The sequence below is a fragment of the Oceanobacillus chungangensis genome, from assembly GCF_003369565.1.
Taxonomy (GTDB): domain Bacteria; phylum Bacillota; class Bacilli; order Bacillales; family Amphibacillaceae; genus Oceanobacillus; species Oceanobacillus chungangensis.
In genome coordinates this window covers 1,013-1,369 of record NZ_PIOD01000027.1, presented here as the reverse complement: position 1 = coordinate 1,369, position 357 = coordinate 1,013, and the positions used below count along the sequence as shown (strand labels likewise).

Annotated in this window: 1 tRNA gene and 1 rRNA gene; both read left to right on the top strand. The window is 48.7% G+C overall.

The features are described from left to right. Positions 1-82 (top strand): 5S ribosomal RNA (rrf, locus tag CWR45_RS20565); the annotation flags it as partial. Between the two features lie 115 nt (positions 83-197). Then, positions 198-272, top strand: a tRNA-Glu gene (locus tag CWR45_RS20000). Positions 273-357: the final 85 nt, after the last annotated feature.

Sequence of the window (357 nt, the reverse complement as noted above, 5' to 3'; positions counted from 1 at the left end):
CCATCCCGAACACAGTAGTTAAGCTCTTCAGCGCCGATGGTAGTTGGGACTTTGTCCCTGCGAGAGTAGGACGCCGCCAGGCAAACGTTTTATTTCTAATCGCTTTACAGTATTTCAATGGTAGAGCATCGGCAGTTCGTCGATTGCTCGTAATTTGAAGTCTATCTGTGGAGCTATTTATTTGCAAAAGTTTAACTGGCCCGTTGGTCAAGCGGTTAAGACACCGCCCTTTCACGGCGGTATCACGGGTTCGAATCCCGTACGGGTCACCATTTTAAAGGATGGCATGTTAAGTACGCGACGTCCTATCGCAACACATGCACTAGCACATCCTGTGCGTTGGAGGATTAGCTCAGT